The sequence below is a fragment of the Paenibacillus algorifonticola genome (genome assembly GCF_050481745.1).
GTDB classification, from domain to species: Bacteria; Bacillota; Bacilli; order Paenibacillales; family Paenibacillaceae; genus Pristimantibacillus; species Pristimantibacillus algorifonticola_A.
This window is the reverse complement of record NZ_JBCNGR010000004.1, coordinates 89399-104845: the sequence shown is the minus strand read 5'-3', so window position 1 is coordinate 104845 and position 15447 is coordinate 89399. Positions and strand designations below refer to the sequence as shown.

Genomic DNA, 15447 nt, shown 5'->3' with positions numbered 1-15447 from the left:
ACTCATATAATATATCACGGGTGCCTAGAGGATTGCAAGTGTTTTTTCAAAAAAACTTTCAACTTTTATTAAACCCGCATTACAGCGCCTTTTCCGGCGTTTCAAACCCTTATTTACCGCGAAAAACCCACTTCTTGCTGCCAATAAAATTGAGCACTGTTGTCACCCCTGTAACGAGCAGCTTTGCCAGCCACTCGTTAACAAGCATCTTTTCAGATACGAAATACAATAGGGGCAACGACAGGCCTAGAACCGTACAGCTCAAAATAGTAAACCTTATCGCCTGTGCTTTATCAAACTTGCGTTCTCTTCGCTGCTCCGGCCCTTTGCCGAACGTCAGCCAGGAATTCATAACGTAGCTGTTCACAATACCTGCTCCATAAGAAATCACCTGTGCACCAACGAAGTACACACCCAGCCATACCAAGAGGCTAAACACCATAAAATCGACAGCCGTATTTACGAGCCCTATCATATTAAACATTATAAACTGCCTGATTGTTTGCCTCATTGCACCCTGGGACATGTTGCCGCTCCTTTGTCTTCCTAACTTCTTTACTCAAATGTTTGTATGGCTCAGCTTCCTGGCACTAGCCGCTATAGAGCACCCAGCTTGGGAACCAACGCAATATATGAGCCACATATGTTTTGCTGAAAGGCAAACCTGATAATACAGGATAAAACATAAAGAACAGCACGACTGCTGCTGCGACGTAGAGGCCTAAATATTTCCTCCACTTCGGATTTTTCTCCTCTGCCGTCTGGAACATATAGAGTATCGCCATGATCATGAACGGCACCATCGCAAAATAATGATAAATAAACGTCAGCCTTGGCACCAGCATCCAAGGCAAGTATTGCGACAGATAAGCAATCCAGACGATGTACATGCGTTTATCCTTGCGCTTAAGGCTTATATAGAAGGCACCTATTACTGCAAACAGTCCCGTCCACCAAATAAGTGGATTGCCGAAGGCGGAAATCGACGATACATCATTCGCATTTTCTAAATCCTTGCCGCTATAATACCACACCGGGCGTTTCATAAACGGCCATTCCCACCACTGCGAGGAATAAGGATGCGTGGCAACCAGCTCGCTGTGATAAGAATACATATGCTCCTGCTGACTTACAAGTCCTTCAAATGTATATTTGCCATCACCTGCGTTCAGCACCGGGATAAAGGATAGGCTGTAAATAACAGCAGGAATGGCGATATACGTCACCAAACAGCTCGCGAGCGTCAATAGCGTATTGCGCGGGAAAGCTTGAATGACGCGCTTAAAGGTTTCCCTCTGCTCGGCATTCCCTGTTCCCGATGCAAGCGCACGCTTGGATGCCGCATATTGCTGGTAGCGTTCGAACAAGGATAGGCCCAACATAACGGCAAGCCCTGCCCCGCCGTAAAGGACGATCCATTTGGACGCGGCACCTATGCCGAATACGATCCCTGCAAGGGATAGCGGAATGAGCGTCTTCCGTAGGGCTACTAAATAGAAGTTCATTCTATAGTAACGGTACATGAAGTAGAACATAAGCATAATGAAAAATACGGCGTACACATCGATCGTCGCAATGCGCGTCTGTGTGAAATGCATGAAGTCGGCTGCTAGCAAAATTGCGCCTGCCGCTGCATAAACCGTGCGATAGCGGAACAACCGCAGCACGAATATATACATAAGCGGAATCATCGCAATACCGAACAGCGTTCCAATGATCCGCCAGCCGAAGGGGCTAAGTCCGAACAGCTTGATGCCAATGGCGATGAGTATTTTGCCCAGTGGCGGATGTGTATTTTCATAGACAGGCAAATCCTCAAGGAACTCATATGCAGTACGTGCATGATAAATCTCATCGAAGTATGAGCCGTTCCAATAGGTTGACTTGTAAGCAGCCGAGCTTTGCTCATCAAATAGATGCTGAGCAGGACCAAAACGCGGGTCCTCGGCCGCTGCCGCATTAGAGTCGATATAAACAATGTCTCCAATAGGCAGCGGCTGATCGCTTCCGCTCGGATAAAAGGCCATTTCCTGCAGCGAGAAACCAGTTGAAGCGACTGTAACCTTGGCATATCTCGCGCTCACATTAAGCGGCTGGACGACCCATTTTAGATCATCGCCGATTTTCAGCTCGACTTCTACGCCGCCGCTCCACGCATCCGGTGAATTTCCGAACTCCAGCTTGAACTTGCCGGCTCCCACACCTCCGAACATATTGACCCGCTCCAGCTGCTGCGTCTGGCCAAGATCAACATAAAAGCTCTGGCCATTCTGCTGCGGCTTCCATCCAGTATTAAGGCTATTGAACGAGCCCAAGTTAAGCAGCGCCACAATCGCATAGACAACGGTAATGCCGCCCATCCACCACCAGTCTTTGCGAGTGAGCTTATTGCTGTCCTTGCCTGGAGAAGAAGCTTGCAGTTCCTTCCCTTTAGCAGTGCTCTGCGGCTCCAGCTCCTTGAGTGCCTGCCGGTCTGCTTCACGAAGTTCTTCCTGCGTTAGCGGAGGAACTGGTTTGGGATCATTTTTCACATAAAGAGAATAACCGACATAAAGCAAATAGGCGAACAAGCACAAATTCGTAATGGAGCACAAAATGACAATGCCGTCGGTCACCGTATGCTGACCTGCCTCGCTGAATGCAAGCACGTAGCCGACATTAATGAAATGCGTGACACTGAAACCCATCATGAGATGCAGCAGCCGCCGATCCTGCGACTCGATATAGGCGAAAACATACAGCAAGATGACAGGGAACAGATAACGCTCATGCATTTTTGTAGCAAACAGAAACACGATTGTGATGAGAATAATCGCAATAAAATAAGAGATGCCCAGATTGCGCTTTGGCTTGCCCTTGAAGGAGAACCATAGTGCGGCTATAACCGCTAGTACAATGGCAATGTTACCCCATGTTTTATAGGATAGCGCAAGCCAGCTGCTCTCCAGCGGTGCCCAGTTCCCTCCCGTAAGCGCGTATAAGTTGAACGCATTCAGCGTTGCGTACGGATAGGAGGATAACGTTGCTTTGTAAAGCTCAATAACACCCATTAAGCCGCCATTGTTCAAGAAAAATGGAGCCGCAAGCACTAGAAAAGCAATCACGCCATAAGCGACGCTCATCAAGGCACGCTTCCAATCGCGTTTATGCCAATAAGCGAGCAAGACGACCGGGGCGAATATTAAAGCCTGCGGTTTAATGAGCACAGCAAGCGCGAACCAGATACCGCCTCGTTCCAAACGCTCCCCCGCCATGCTGCTAATGGCCATAATGAGAAACAAGGTGAAGAAGGAATCCACCTGCCCCCAGCCTGCTGAATTGATCCAGATCGCCGGGTTAAAGACATAGAGAAGGGCAAGGCCTGCCGCTGCTGCCGGATTGAGCTTTGTTTTGGCAAAACGGTAAATGAGCCAGCTGGACACTAGATCGGCCACGATGGCGGGGAGCTTGAAAAGCAGTGTTGCTCCGCTTGTATCCGGATTTATGCTGAACCATGACTTGATGGCAGCAAGAACATACAAAATATAGACGTAGCCCGGCGGGTAGTCTGCAAAGACCCCTTTTTCATAAAACTGCTGGACGCCATTCTGGTAGGCGCGATCCGCCCAGTACATAAAGGTTTTAATATCGTTGACGTAGCCCGGCACCTTAATCGCAACCCATAGCCTGAAAATAAGAGCTGCTGTCATGGCGGCAATCAGCCAGCCACGATAGGAAGTGCTGGACTTGCCAAGCGGCTGCGTCCGAAGCATTTTTCGATAGAGAAAAACAAACAAGAGGCCGAATAAGGCCGATATCGATAATACGGGAAAAGCGGATATCTTTTTCGGGTCCTTTTCAGCTTCTGTCGATCCGCCCCCACCACCTGTCAGCTTCGATGGTTCGAAGGACATGATTTGCACGTTTTCAGGCTTTGCTGGAAGCTGCTCCATTTTCAAATCGTCGAACAGCGCTGTTCCCGTGTTCAAGCTTCCGTAGCCGCCCAGGCTGATGCCCATTTGCAGCTCCTTCTGCTCTGGCCCTGTCCGGCCGTAAAATTCGAGCAGCTTCCACTCGCCTGCCGTATCAGTCAACTGTGGAAATGGATCGCCCACTCCTAAAATGAACAGATTTGCCCCGATTGCATCGTTTTTCGCATCTGAGACCTTGACCCAGCCGCTCACATGGTAATAAGCGTCCGGACTTACGGTCAGCTTCTGTATCCATTTGGCATGGTTCGGTTGAAAGTTCTGAATCTTAGCTGCGCCGGTGCCCGAATAAACATCGGACTGCTCCAGCGTGAAGCGCGATACGCTCTCCCCAGCCTCCCACACATCCTGCGTCCATGACAAAGGTACACCAGACTCCGCATCCTCGAAGCCAGCATTATGTATAATATTAAATTCCTCCGCGAACACCTGCTTGCCGCCATAAGGCAAAAAACTGAATAAGAGCATTACCATGCATATGACCAACCGCAAACTTCTCATCGAACCTTTCAGCAACGTCTGTTCACCTCTAATTTCTATAGTCAATACCTCGCTAAGATAGCTTTTTTTGTCTGAAAATACATATTCACTTTAAAGGAAAATACGGCACGGGTCAATGGACGGAGCCGGCATTAGCTTATTGCCTGACATAAAGCACGTTTAAACAGCTTTCCTAGCCTATTATAGAAAAAAACCTGCTGAAGCCGCAGGCCTCAACAGGTTAGTAGAAAAATATGATCGGCTATTCGCCAGCAAGATTGCGCATATGCGGGAACAGCAGCACGTCGCGGATGGAAGGCGCATCGGTGAGCAGCATGACCAGACGGTCGATACCGATTCCTAGTCCGCCCGTTGGCGGCAAGCCGTACTCCAGTGCACGTATGAAATCGTCATCCATCTCATGCGCCTCGTCATTGCCCTGCTCCTTCTCCAGCAGCTGCGCCTCAAAACGTTCGCGCTGATCGATCGGATCGTTCAGCTCTGTAAACGCATTGGCATGCTCGCGCGCCACGATAAACAATTCAAAACGATCCGTGAAGCGAGGATCAACCGGGCTTTTCTTCGCCAGCGGCGAAATCGCAACCGGATGGCCCGTAACGAAGGTCGGCTGAATGAGCGTATGCTCACAAAACTCTTCAAAGAACGCATTCACAATATGACCAAACGTCATATGCGGCTCAACTTTGACGTTATGCTCCTTTGCAATGGCATGCGCTTCTTCATCCGTCATTTGAACGCTGAAGTCAACGCCTTTGATTTCCTTAACCAGATCAACCATTGAAATACGGCGCCATTGCGGCGTCAGGTCGACTTCTTGGCCTTGGTACATGATTTTGGTTGTGCCGAGCACATCCTGCGCGATATGCGCGATCATGTTTTCTGTCAATGCCATAATGTCCTTGTAGTCCGCGTAAGCCTCATACAGCTCCAGCATCGTAAACTCTGGATTATGGCGTGTCGACATGCCTTCGTTCCGATAAACGCGACCAATTTCGTAAACCTTCTCCATGCCGCCAACAATGAGGCGCTTCAAATGCAGCTCAATCGCAATACGCATATACAGCTGCATATCAAGCGCATTATGATGCGTGATGAAAGGACGTGCGGATGCTCCGCCCGGAATCGTATGCAGCGTCGGCGTTTCCACTTCCAGATAGTTCTGGCCATCCAGGTAGCGTCTCATCGATTGGATAATGCGGGAGCGGGAGATGAACGTCTGTTGAACATCAGGGTTCACAATGAGATCAACATAACGCTGGCGGTAGCGCAGCTCGACATCCTTCAGTCCATGGAACTTGTCCGGCAAAGGCAGGAGCGACTTCGTAAGTACGATCACTTCAAGCGCTTTTACCGATACTTCGCCGGTATTCGTCTTGAATACCGTTCCCTTGACGCCGATGATATCGCCGATATCAAGCAGGGTGAACGCTGCGAATTGGTTTTCCTCAACCGTATCCTTGCGTGCATAAATTTGAATTTTGCCGCTTAGATCCTGAATGTGGGCAAAGCTCGCTTTCCCCATGCCGCGCTTCTGCATAATCCGGCCCGCAATGCTTACCTGTACGGCTTTCTCCTCCAGCTCTTCCTTCGTAAACGACTCATAAGCGGACACGATGTCCTTCGCATTATGCGAACGCTCGAATTTGCTGCCGAATGGATCAATGCCGAGTCCTCTCAGCTCGTCCAGTTTGTCACGACGGATTTGCAGCAGCTCGCTTAGCTCTTGTTCTTGCTCATGACCTGTCTCGGTGTTCTGATGTTCCAACTTGATTTCATCTCCTAAGGCACCGCTTTAACGTTCAAAAAGCTTCCGCTTAAGGAAGCTTTCTGAATCAGACACAGTGCAAACCTTATTTTTTAATATCGACGATTCTATATTGTATAACACCGGCAGGTACGCTGACATCAACGACCGTGCCTTCCTTTTTACCCAAAATCGCTCTGCCTACAGGACTCTCATTGGAAATCTTATTGTTAAGCGGATCCGATTCTGCGGAACCGACAATGGCATATTCCATTTTATCGCCAAATTCCAAATCTTCTACGGTTACCGTGGAGCCGATGCTGACCACATCTGTATCGATCTCATCGCTGTTGATGATCCGAGCGTTGCGGAGCATTTTTTCCAACGTAATGATACGACCTTCGATGAAGGCCTGCTCATTCTTAGCATCTTCATACTCGGAGTTTTCGCTAATATCGCCGTAGCCAATCGCGATCTTGATCCGCTCAGCTACTTCGCGACGCTTGACCGATTTCAGCATCTCCAGTTCGTCCTCAAGCTTTCTCAAACCTTCCTGAGTCAGAATGATCTCTTTATCGCTCATCTTTCCGATTCTCCCGTCGTGTGACCAATTTTCATACCATGTATGAATTCACTGTTAATTAATATATTACGCTCCTCTTGCCTCAGACCAGCTGAGGGAGCAGATAAGCCGCGTTGACTATAGTCATTAAGGTTATATTGCACGATTATATGCAATGTTCTCCTGAATGTCAATCAAAGCCAAACGACTGGAACGACTTTCGCATAAGGCCTCTTGAAAGCGTTGCCCACCATATATGTACACCTGTCTGCAAGGAACACGCTGCTTGTAAATGCACCCGTGCTTGAACCCTCTATTTCAGTTGGCGGGACAGCCAAATAGCCCTTCTTTTTTATTCGTTACAAAACCGCACATTCCTTCCTAACATGTCTGCAAAAAACACAAAGTTCCAAATATATAAGATTTTTTACATAAGCCTACCATTTTCTCATAAGCCATCATGGCTCTCCTCATTTATCCTTTCCTATACTTCAAAAAGCAATGTGAAAAACCGATCTATGAAAAAACAACAAATGTTTTGTCGTTTGAGTCACATGAGCATAGGCAGGAGAGGCGCCTTTACAAGCTTATTTTTTTAAAAAAGGCAGGTCTCTGAACGTTCTCAGATAACCTGCCCGTTTATTTCATTTGTAAATCAAGTATAGGGAGTGTCGAATTCCCGAACAGCCGTTTCCTGAACAGCTTGCTCGTGCAAGCTAGAGACCTGCAGCAGCCAGACCTTGCTCTTCGAGCGACACCACATATTGATCCAAAATGTCCACCATCCGGTCCCGGCCGGTTTCTTCCATAATAACATCCTTCACGCGCGCACCGCCCGGCAAGCCTTTCAAATACCAAGCCAGATGCTTGCGCATTTCCCGTACGGCAGCCGTTTACGCCTGCTTATACGTTTCCGTTTGATTCCGAATCCGTCAACTCTTCATAGCTAACGCCAAGGGTGTTTGATATGTGAATCAATAACTTCGCGTCCGCCTTGCGGGTGCCGCGCTCAAGAGAGCCTAACACCGCTACCGACACGCCAAGTACTTTTGCTAATTCCTGCTGTGTATAGCCCTTTAGCTTACGAAATGCCCGGACTCGCTGTGCCAATTGATGATTTTCCATAACATGATGCCTTCCTTTCCATCCTGAAGCGCTGAAGCCGCGGCCGCAGCCACCTGTTCCTTAAGCGGATGGGACTGCTCGATTACATCACCAAGAGGAACGAGCACGAAAGAACGTTCCATCATTCGAGGATGCGGAAGCGTCAGCTCCTCGCCATCCATCACGACATCAGCATACAACAGCAAATCGAGATCTATAGTGCGCGGCCCCCAGCGTATATCTCTAACACGCCCAAGCTGCTGCTCGGTATCCAGCAGGACGTGCAGTAAAGCAAGCGGGAACAGCGTAGTTCGTACGGCGATAGCCATATTCAGAAAAGGGGGCTGATCCGTATAGCCGACCGGATCGGTCTCATATACGCCAGAAACGCGAAGCACTTCGATGTCTGGGCAGCCGCTTAACTGCTGGATCGCTTGCAGCAGAAGCTGCTGCCGATCACCTACATTTGAACCTAGAGCCACATAAGCATATGCGGGCGAATTAAACGGAGACAACGCGTCCATCAGCATCCCGCTTTCTGCGCAGCTCTACCGTCACGCCATCAAAATGAATGTCGAACGGCGGGTTCGGCTTCGTCACACGAACCGTGACTTCATTTATCATAGTATAAGCCGCCAGCAATTGGGTTGCAATGCTACCCGCTAAAGCCTCGATCAATTTAAACGGCGTTCCTTCGACGATTTTCTTCGTTAGCGCATGCAATTCGGCATAATTCACCGTTGCTTCCAAATCATCCATCGTTGCCGCCTTCTCCAAATCCAGCAGCAGCTCCAGATCGACACCGAATTTTTGCCCCAGCCTGTTCTCTTCTGCAAAAACACCGTGATAACCGTAGAACTGCATGCCTTTCACAAGCATTCTATCCATAAGCTTACGCCCCTTATACTTATATCTAAATCTATGAATAACGCGGATAGGTAATCGCATCCGACATTGTAGCTGTTCTTTTATTTGCGCGGACATCATGCACCCTGACGATTTGACAGCCTTGAGCAATGCCCAGCGCCGTCGTTGCTGCCGTACCCTCTACCAGCTCTTCCCTCGGCAAATCTAGCGTCTGCCTAATGAAGCTTTTGCGTGAAGTGCCCAGCAGTACAGGATAGCCGAGAGCGTGCAGCTCGGCGAGCCGCCCTAGAAGCTCCATATTCTGCTCATGGGTTTTGGCAAAGCCAAGACCGGGATCAAGCCAGATCTGCTCCTCTTGCACGCCCGCATGTCTTGCGATTTCGATGCTTTCTTTCAAATCGGCAATAACATCCTCCACAAAATCAGCTGCCAGGTAGACGGGATTCATCCGATTATGCGTTAAAATAACCGGGCAGACGTATTCCGCTGCAGCTGCCGCCATTTCCGCATCAAATTTGAGTCCCCAAATATCATTGATGATCGTAGCTCCTGCTTCGAGTGCATGGCGCGCTGTCTTTGCTTTATACGTATCGATCGATATCGCAATGTGGGGCAGCGCGGCACGGACAGCTTGTATGACCGGAATGACGCGGCGCAGCTCCTCCTCGGCATCGACCGGCACAAAGCCTGGGCGCGTGGACTCGCCGCCGATATCGATAATATCAGCGCCTTCTGCCGCCATCTCCACCGCGCGGCGGGCAGCCGCCTCCGCTTCATTAAACTTCCCGCCATCGGAGAAGGAGTCCGGGGTCGCATTCAAAATGCCCATAATCAGCGTGCGCTTGCCCAGCTCCAGCCGCTTCCCTCCAGGCAGCTCATAGCTCCTGCTGTAATATTCAAGCTTGCTTTCTCTTGTTATATTCATAAGTTCCGCTCACACCTTTAGCTATTCTAGTCTTCATGCGCAGCTGATTGACGCTTCCACCTTACTTGCTTCTCATCGTATCGGAGCGGTAAGCCTTGAGCAGCTGGCGCGTGATCGGGCCGGCCACCGTCCCGGCTTTCCCGGCTTCCGCTTCAGGTTCAAGCATGGCTCCATTTCTGGCCTTTCCGTAGCCCACGCCGCTTCCTGCACCCGCCTCTTTGCCAACCTTCACCAGAGTGCCGTCGGTACCTGATAACCGCGTAACTGGCACCAGCTCCTGAACGGAGCCCGTCAGCCAAATTTCATCTGCCCCAAGCAGTTGGTTCCAGCTGTAATGGCCTTCCTCCACCTGGAAGCCTGCCGCACGGGCCAGTTCCATAACGCGCTCTCGCGTAATGCCAGGCAAAATGCCTGTATCAACCGCGGGTGTCCGAATAACACCATCCTGGGTAAAAAAAAGATTGCTGACGATGCCCTCCGTCAGCAGGCCAGCACCGCTCAGCATCAATCCTTCTGCTCCCGGCGAGGCATTGCTCGCGGCCAGCTCGCGCTTCGCTATAATATTATTCATATAATGCAGCGATTTAAGCCGAATCTCTCCTTCTGGCGTATTGCGCTTCGTATGCAGCAGCCTAAGCTCGCGGCCATGCTCATACAGCGCAGCCTGATAAGGCGGCAGCGGCTTCATCAAGATCAGCTCCTGCGGCTGCTCATAATCACCCATCGGCAAGCCTAGTCCGCCATCGCCAGCTGTAACGGTCAGCCGGACATAACCGTCCTTCAGCTCATTCGCATGAAGCAGCTCGGCGATGCTCGCCTCAAGCGTGCTTTGATCCGTTTTGTAGCGAATGCCCAGCGATGCACAGCCCGCTTCCAGCCGCCGTAAATGCCGCTCCAGCAAATAAGCGCGACCGCCATAGGTCCGAAACGTCTCGAACAAACCCAAACCGTACAAAAAGCCGTGATCATATATTGAGATCACAGCTTGACCGGCATCCATGACATCGCCATTGAATGCGACCTTCATCGCGGCGCGCCAGTACGAATTTCCAAAAAGTTGCGCAGCAGCGTCAGCCCATGCTCGGAGATAATCGATTCCGGATGGAATTGCACCCCTTCAATCGGGTATTCTTTGTGGCGAAGGGCCATAATTTCGCCTTCTGCTGTTTCTGCGCTGATTTCGAGACAGTCTGGCAGAGTCTCTTTTTTCACGATAAGGGAATGGTAACGGGTTGCGGTGAACGGCGAAGGGATGCCTTCAAAAATGGTTTTGCCGTCATGCACCATTTGCGATGTTTTGCCATGCATTAAACGTTCAGCGCGAATGACATCTCCGCCAAATGCTTGTCCAATCGCCTGATGGCCAAGGCACACGCCGAAAATCGGAATTTTTCCTTTAAAATGCTCAATGAGCGACAGGCTGATGCCCGCCTCGTTAGGAGAGCAAGGTCCCGGAGAAATCAAAATATGATCAGGAGCCAGCTGCTCAATGTCCGCCAGCCCCAGCTCATCATTTCTTTTCACAACAATGTCCTCGCCAAGCTCGCCTAAATATTGCACCAGGTTGTAGGTAAACGAATCATAGTTATCTATTACGAGAATCATCGCATGCGCCTCCTCTAATGTTTGCGCCCGCTTGGCGCAGCCTGCCTGAACCGTTCACTATACTCAATCGCCTTCCACAGCGCCTTCGCCTTGCTTAATGCTTCCTTATATTCGCGCTCTGGCTTGGAATCAATGACGATGCCTGCTCCGGCCTGAATGTGCACCACGCCGTCTTTGACGACCATAGTTCGTATGATAATATTAAATTCCATATCGCCGTTATAGTCAATCCATCCGAGCGAACCGGTATATGGTCCACGTCTTACAGGCTCCAGCTCTTCAATGATTTCCATCGTGCGGATTTTGGGAGCGCCTGTTATGGTGCCGCCTGGGAAAGTGGCCGCAATCACATCGTAAGCATCCTTGCCCTCGGCAAGCCGTCCCTCAACTTGGGATACCAAATGCATCACATGCGAATATTGCTCTATGACCATCAGCTCTTCCACTTTCACCGTGCCGTAAGCCGAAATCCGGCCCAAATCGTTGCGCTCCAAATCGACCAGCATAATATGCTCGGCGCGCTCCTTCTCGCTCGTCCGCAGCTCCTCCGCCATGAGCTCGTTTTCCGCTTCTGTTCGGCCGCGTCTGCGCGTTCCGGCAATCGGACGGGCTGCAAGCAAGTCGCCGCGGCGCTCAACGAGCAGCTCCGGCGAAGCCGACACGAGCTGAAAGTCAGGACAGCGCAGAAAGCCCATATATGGAGAAGGATTAATGAGACGAAGCCACTCGTACAGCTCTTCTGGCTGCACACCCAGCGCCCGGCTCTGCCTCACCGATAAATTAACCTGAAATACGTCGCCTTGCCCAATGTAACGCTGAATTTGCCGAACAGCCTCCTCAAAGGCTTCCTTCGAAAAACGCGTGCTGATCCCGCCCAGCGCATCCAGATTGCTCTGGAGGGAATCGTCCGCGGTGAGCTCGAGACGCTCTTGTCGCAGCTGGCGGCTGCCGCTTGTGCCAGTGCTTGCAGCATGGCTCACACCTCGCTGCCCATTCACTCCGCTCCCGAACCGCTGCTTCCAATAAACGGCCATCTCATCCGCCCGTGAGCAAGCTTGCGCATAAAGCAGTCGCAGCTCCTCTTCACTCGCATCGCTTGGCACAAGCGTATGCACAGCGCAATAAAGCTTCTTGTCGCTATGATCGACAATCCACAGTTCATTTAAACGCAGGAACAAATAATCCGGCAAATTCAAATCATCTTCCGTCAGCTCCGGCAGCCGTTCAATCGAACGAATGACGTCATAGCTCCAAAATCCGACGCAGCCGCCCGTCCATTTCGGCGTGCCAGCTGCTTCAAGCTTCGGCGCGAGATAAGGCTCCATCCAGCTCCGCACCACTTCGAGCGGCTTGCCCTGATAGCGTACGACTGAATCAGCTGCATGCGAAGCATCGGCGAGAGCTGCACTCAACGCCTGGGCTTCCGCCTTCAGGCCTTTGCCGCGAATGACGCTTTCCGGCTGCAAGCCGAAATATGTATAGCGCCCGTCCTTGCCGCTCTCCAGCACAAAAGCATACGGCGATGCATCCCGCCATGCCTCTTCCCATGAAGTGACGCCTTCTTCTCCAAGCGGCAGCTCCCGCAACAGTGGAAAAGTCGTATACTTCTGCTCGGCGTGCCACCCTAACCAATAGTCCAAGGCGGTGAACATCACCTTCCAACCCCCGATCGACAAGCATGTTTATTTTGCCTAGTATACAGAATACCCGCCCAAAAGGAAAGAGCATTGCCGCCATATACCCAAGGCCAATTACGCCCATCAAGCGTAAACGGCTGCAGCCGTCCTCTGGCGGCAAAGCTAACGTTTCGAAAGTGAATTATAAGCTGTTTATAAGGTGAAACTTATAAATTCCAATAATTGAAAAAAGCCCCCCACTCAAATGAATGGAAGGCCAGTCAAACGGTACACCGCTCCTACTCAAGGCACGGCCCCGCTTGGAAATAAGCGTTAGTTCTCGAAGTTGAACAGCGGCGTACTGAGGTAACGCTCACCGTTACTTGGAACAACCGCGATAACGCGCTTGCCTTTGCCGAGTTCCTTCGCTACTTTCAAAGCAGCATAGATTGCAGCACCGGAGGAAATTCCGCATAAAATGCCTTCTTCTTTCGCAGCACGGCGTGCGTAGTCGAATGCATCATCATTTTCAACGGTAATCACTTCGTCATAGATCTCACGGTCCAAAATCGTCGGCACAAAGTTAGCACCAATGCCTTGGATTTTGTGAGGGCCAGGCTGTCCGCCTGAAAGCAATGGGGAAGCTGCTGGCTCAACCGCGTAAATTTTAATATCTTTGAAGTTCTTCTTCAGCACTTCACCAGTACCCGTAATTGTACCGCCAGTACCAATACCCGCTACGAATGCATCCAACTTGCCATCCAGGGAGTTGATTGCCTCAACAATTTCTGGGCCTGTCGTCTCGCGGTGGATTTTCACATTCGCTTGGTTATTGAACTGCTGCGGGATAAAATAGGACGGATTCTCTTTCGCCAATTCCTCGGCTTTGCGAACAGCTCCGTTCATGCCTTCCGAACCCGGCGTCAGAACCACTTCTGCGCCATAGGCACGAAGCAGGTTGCGGCGCTCAATACTCATCGTCTCAGGCATAACGAGAATAGCTTTATAGCCTTTAGCTGCTGCTACCAAGGCAAGACCGATACCTGTATTACCGCTCGTAGGCTCAACAATTGTATCGCCTGGCTTGATAATACCTTCTTGTTCAGCTACTTCGATCATGCTGATTGCGATACGGTCCTTTACGCTTGCACCTGGATTTTGATATTCAAGCTTCACATAAATTTCAGCGCTATCCTCAGGAACAAGACGATTCAAGCGAACTAGCGGTGTATCACCAATTAGATCAGTAATGCTTTGCACGATTTTTGCCATGTGTCATACTTCCTCCTTATTCCGACTAATTCAGTTGGTTTTTTAACTAATTCCATCTTATCAATGAGTTGTATTCGTTGTCAATACCTTCATGTCCTTCAATCGAAAACGGCTGGCTAACGCCATCACCGACCGAAAAAGTAACGTTTTACGATGAAATATAAGACTGATATAAGAGGAAGCCTTATAAATGCTTATATTTTGAAAAAGACGGATTGTTCGCCCATTTTCTAATCATCTTGCGAATACGGCTATATGATGCTCCAATATAATGGAAGCTTATAAACGAACCTAAAATTTCTTATATTTATGGGAAGGTGACCGCGTCATATTTCTCCAATAGCTGCTGCTCAATTTCGCTTAGCGAAGGAGCCTGTGATAAAGCTAGCTCTTTGCGAACCTGTTCATGCAATTGCTGCCCCTGTGGCTTATCCGTTGTATGGCGCTCCATCAAACGAATAATGGCGTATCCTTCGGCAATTGCGATTGGGCCGGCAATCTCTCCCGTACCCAGCTTGCTTGCTGCTGAAAGAATCGCCAGCTCATGAAACGGGTCATTCGCATCAATAAGGCCTAAATCACCGCCAGCCTCTGCCGTAAAAGCATCTATTGAGCTTTCAGTGGCTGTTTGCGCGAAATCCGCTCCTTGGGACAGTTTATCCAGCACGCGGTTCGCCTCTTCGATATTCGCCGTCACAATCCAGGATAAGCGATATTGCAGCTTGTCGCTGTATTGCTCCTCATGATCCGCAATGTATCGTTCAACCTCAGCATCAGGCACATCCACCTTTTGGATCGCAATTTTTTCAGTCAACAGCCTGTACTTTGCATCCTTCAAAACTTCCTCTTTGGACATGCCCAGCTGCTGATCCATGATGCGGTAAAAATCCTCTTCGCTATCATATCCCTCTGCCTGCTCCTCAACAGCTTTCTGCTGTTCCTGAGCAGTAACCTCAAGCTGCTGTGAGGCAGCTTCTTGGTCAATGGCGCTTTGAATCATCATCAGCTTGAGGGTAGCTTCGCCATATTGCTCGCTGAGCCTGTTCATTAGCTCGCTTACCCTAATGCTGTGATTGCCAATGATGGCAACAATTTTATCGTTTTCCGAGCTGCCGGGTACAATCTCATTGCCCGTTTCCGTACGTGTTCCCGGATCCGGCTCATGCTCTGGCAACCCTTCAGAAAAAGGCGACAATCTCACTACAACAACTACACTGAGCACGATCATGCACAACGCCTGAATGACAACGATCGTCCTGACTACACCGATTTTATTCATTGCC

The 15447-nt window shown here is 50.1% G+C and carries 13 protein-coding genes and 1 pseudogene; all 14 read right to left on the bottom strand.

The genetic code is table 11. The features are described from left to right. Nucleotides 1–109: 109 nt before the first annotated feature. Nucleotides 110–526, bottom strand: coding sequence for a GtrA family protein (locus ABEW34_RS03095; protein WP_056034740.1), 417 nt, complete (start codon nucleotides 524–526; stop codon nucleotides 110–112). A 64-nt stretch (nucleotides 527–590) separates the two neighbouring features. Beyond that, on the bottom strand, nucleotides 591–4442 hold the full coding sequence (locus ABEW34_RS03090; protein ID WP_430154764.1) for a glycosyltransferase family 39 protein: 3852 nt from the start codon (nucleotides 4440–4442) through the stop codon (nucleotides 591–593). A 268-nt stretch (nucleotides 4443–4710) separates the two neighbouring features. Then, a complete protein-coding gene (lysS, locus tag ABEW34_RS03085) occupies nucleotides 4711–6234 on the bottom strand; it encodes a lysine--tRNA ligase (RefSeq protein WP_430154762.1) in 1524 nt (507 codons plus the stop codon). An 85-nt stretch (nucleotides 6235–6319) separates the two neighbouring features. After that, the gene (gene greA / locus ABEW34_RS03080) at nucleotides 6320–6796 is read right to left on the bottom strand and encodes a transcription elongation factor GreA (RefSeq protein WP_056034744.1); all 477 of its coding nucleotides are present in this window, start codon (nucleotides 6794–6796) and stop codon (nucleotides 6320–6322) included. 695 nt (nucleotides 6797–7491) lie between these two features. Then, nucleotides 7492–7662, bottom strand: a pseudogene (locus tag ABEW34_RS03075) (tRNA dihydrouridine synthase DusB); the annotation flags it as partial. A gap of 16 nt (nucleotides 7663–7678) precedes the next feature. Further along, complete coding sequence (locus ABEW34_RS03070; protein WP_430154760.1) at nucleotides 7679–7900, bottom strand: helix-turn-helix domain-containing protein; 222 nt, start codon at nucleotides 7898–7900, stop codon at nucleotides 7679–7681. Then, entirely contained in the window at nucleotides 7852–8403 is a 552-nt protein-coding gene (gene folK, locus ABEW34_RS03065) for a 2-amino-4-hydroxy-6-hydroxymethyldihydropteridine diphosphokinase (RefSeq protein WP_430154758.1), read from the bottom strand. Before folK ends, ABEW34_RS03070 begins: the two co-directional genes overlap by 49 nt. Further along, complete coding sequence (folB, locus tag ABEW34_RS03060) at nucleotides 8381–8767, bottom strand: dihydroneopterin aldolase (RefSeq protein ID WP_430154756.1); 387 nt, start codon at nucleotides 8765–8767, stop codon at nucleotides 8381–8383. The genes folK and folB overlap by 23 nt, the downstream gene beginning before the upstream one ends. 31 nt (nucleotides 8768–8798) lie before the next feature. Then, nucleotides 8799–9671 carry a dihydropteroate synthase gene (gene folP / locus ABEW34_RS03055; protein ID WP_430154754.1) on the bottom strand — a complete coding sequence of 291 codons (873 nt, stop codon included), beginning with the start codon at nucleotides 9669–9671 and terminating at the stop codon, nucleotides 8799–8801. Nucleotides 9672–9732: 61 nt separating this feature from the next. Continuing rightward, on the bottom strand, nucleotides 9733–10698 hold the full coding sequence (locus tag ABEW34_RS03050; protein WP_430154752.1) for an aminotransferase class IV: 966 nt from the start codon (nucleotides 10696–10698) through the stop codon (nucleotides 9733–9735). After that, nucleotides 10695–11276 (bottom strand): aminodeoxychorismate/anthranilate synthase component II, encoded by a 582-nt coding sequence (pabA, locus tag ABEW34_RS03045; protein WP_430154750.1) that lies wholly within the window; start codon nucleotides 11274–11276, stop codon nucleotides 10695–10697. The genes ABEW34_RS03050 and pabA overlap by 4 nt, the downstream gene beginning before the upstream one ends. A gap of 14 nt (nucleotides 11277–11290) precedes the next feature. Beyond that, complete coding sequence (locus tag ABEW34_RS03040) at nucleotides 11291–12928, bottom strand: anthranilate synthase component I family protein (protein ID WP_430154748.1); 1638 nt, start codon at nucleotides 12926–12928, stop codon at nucleotides 11291–11293. Between the two features lie 297 nt (nucleotides 12929–13225). Continuing rightward, nucleotides 13226–14164 carry a cysteine synthase A gene (gene cysK / locus ABEW34_RS03035; protein ID WP_046234444.1) on the bottom strand — a complete coding sequence of 313 codons (939 nt, stop codon included), beginning with the start codon at nucleotides 14162–14164 and terminating at the stop codon, nucleotides 13226–13228. Between the two features lie 307 nt (nucleotides 14165–14471). Then, entirely contained in the window at nucleotides 14472–15443 is a 972-nt protein-coding gene (locus ABEW34_RS03030) for a peptidylprolyl isomerase (protein ID WP_430154746.1), read from the bottom strand. Nucleotides 15444–15447 lie beyond the last annotated feature (4 nt).

Coding starts and splice junctions, on each gene's coding strand:
- ABEW34_RS03090 (WP_430154764.1), bottom strand. CDS start 4,442: ATGGTAATGCTCTTATTCAGTTTTTTGCCTTATGGCGGCAAGCAGGTG.
- folK (WP_430154758.1), bottom strand. CDS start 8,403: ATGGACGCGTTGTCTCCGTTTAATTCGCCCGCATATGCTTATGTGGCT.
- greA (WP_056034744.1), bottom strand. CDS start 6,796: ATGAGCGATAAAGAGATCATTCTGACTCAGGAAGGTTTGAGAAAGCTT.
- ABEW34_RS03050 (WP_430154752.1), bottom strand. CDS start 10,698: ATGAAGGTCGCATTCAATGGCGATGTCATGGATGCCGGTCAAGCTGTG.
- ABEW34_RS03030 (WP_430154746.1), bottom strand. CDS start 15,443: ATGAATAAAATCGGTGTAGTCAGGACGATCGTTGTCATTCAGGCGTTG.
- cysK (WP_046234444.1), bottom strand. CDS start 14,164: ATGGCAAAAATCGTGCAAAGCATTACTGATCTAATTGGTGATACACCG.
- ABEW34_RS03095 (WP_056034740.1), bottom strand. CDS start 526: ATGTCCCAGGGTGCAATGAGGCAAACAATCAGGCAGTTTATAATGTTT.
- ABEW34_RS03070 (WP_430154760.1), bottom strand. CDS start 7,900: ATGGAAAATCATCAATTGGCACAGCGAGTCCGGGCATTTCGTAAGCTA.
- ABEW34_RS03040 (WP_430154748.1), bottom strand. CDS start 12,928: ATGTTCACCGCCTTGGACTATTGGTTAGGGTGGCACGCCGAGCAGAAG.
- pabA (WP_430154750.1), bottom strand. CDS start 11,276: ATGATTCTCGTAATAGATAACTATGATTCGTTTACCTACAACCTGGTG.
- folP (WP_430154754.1), bottom strand. CDS start 9,671: ATGAATATAACAAGAGAAAGCAAGCTTGAATATTACAGCAGGAGCTAT.
- folB (WP_430154756.1), bottom strand. CDS start 8,767: ATGGATAGAATGCTTGTGAAAGGCATGCAGTTCTACGGTTATCACGGT.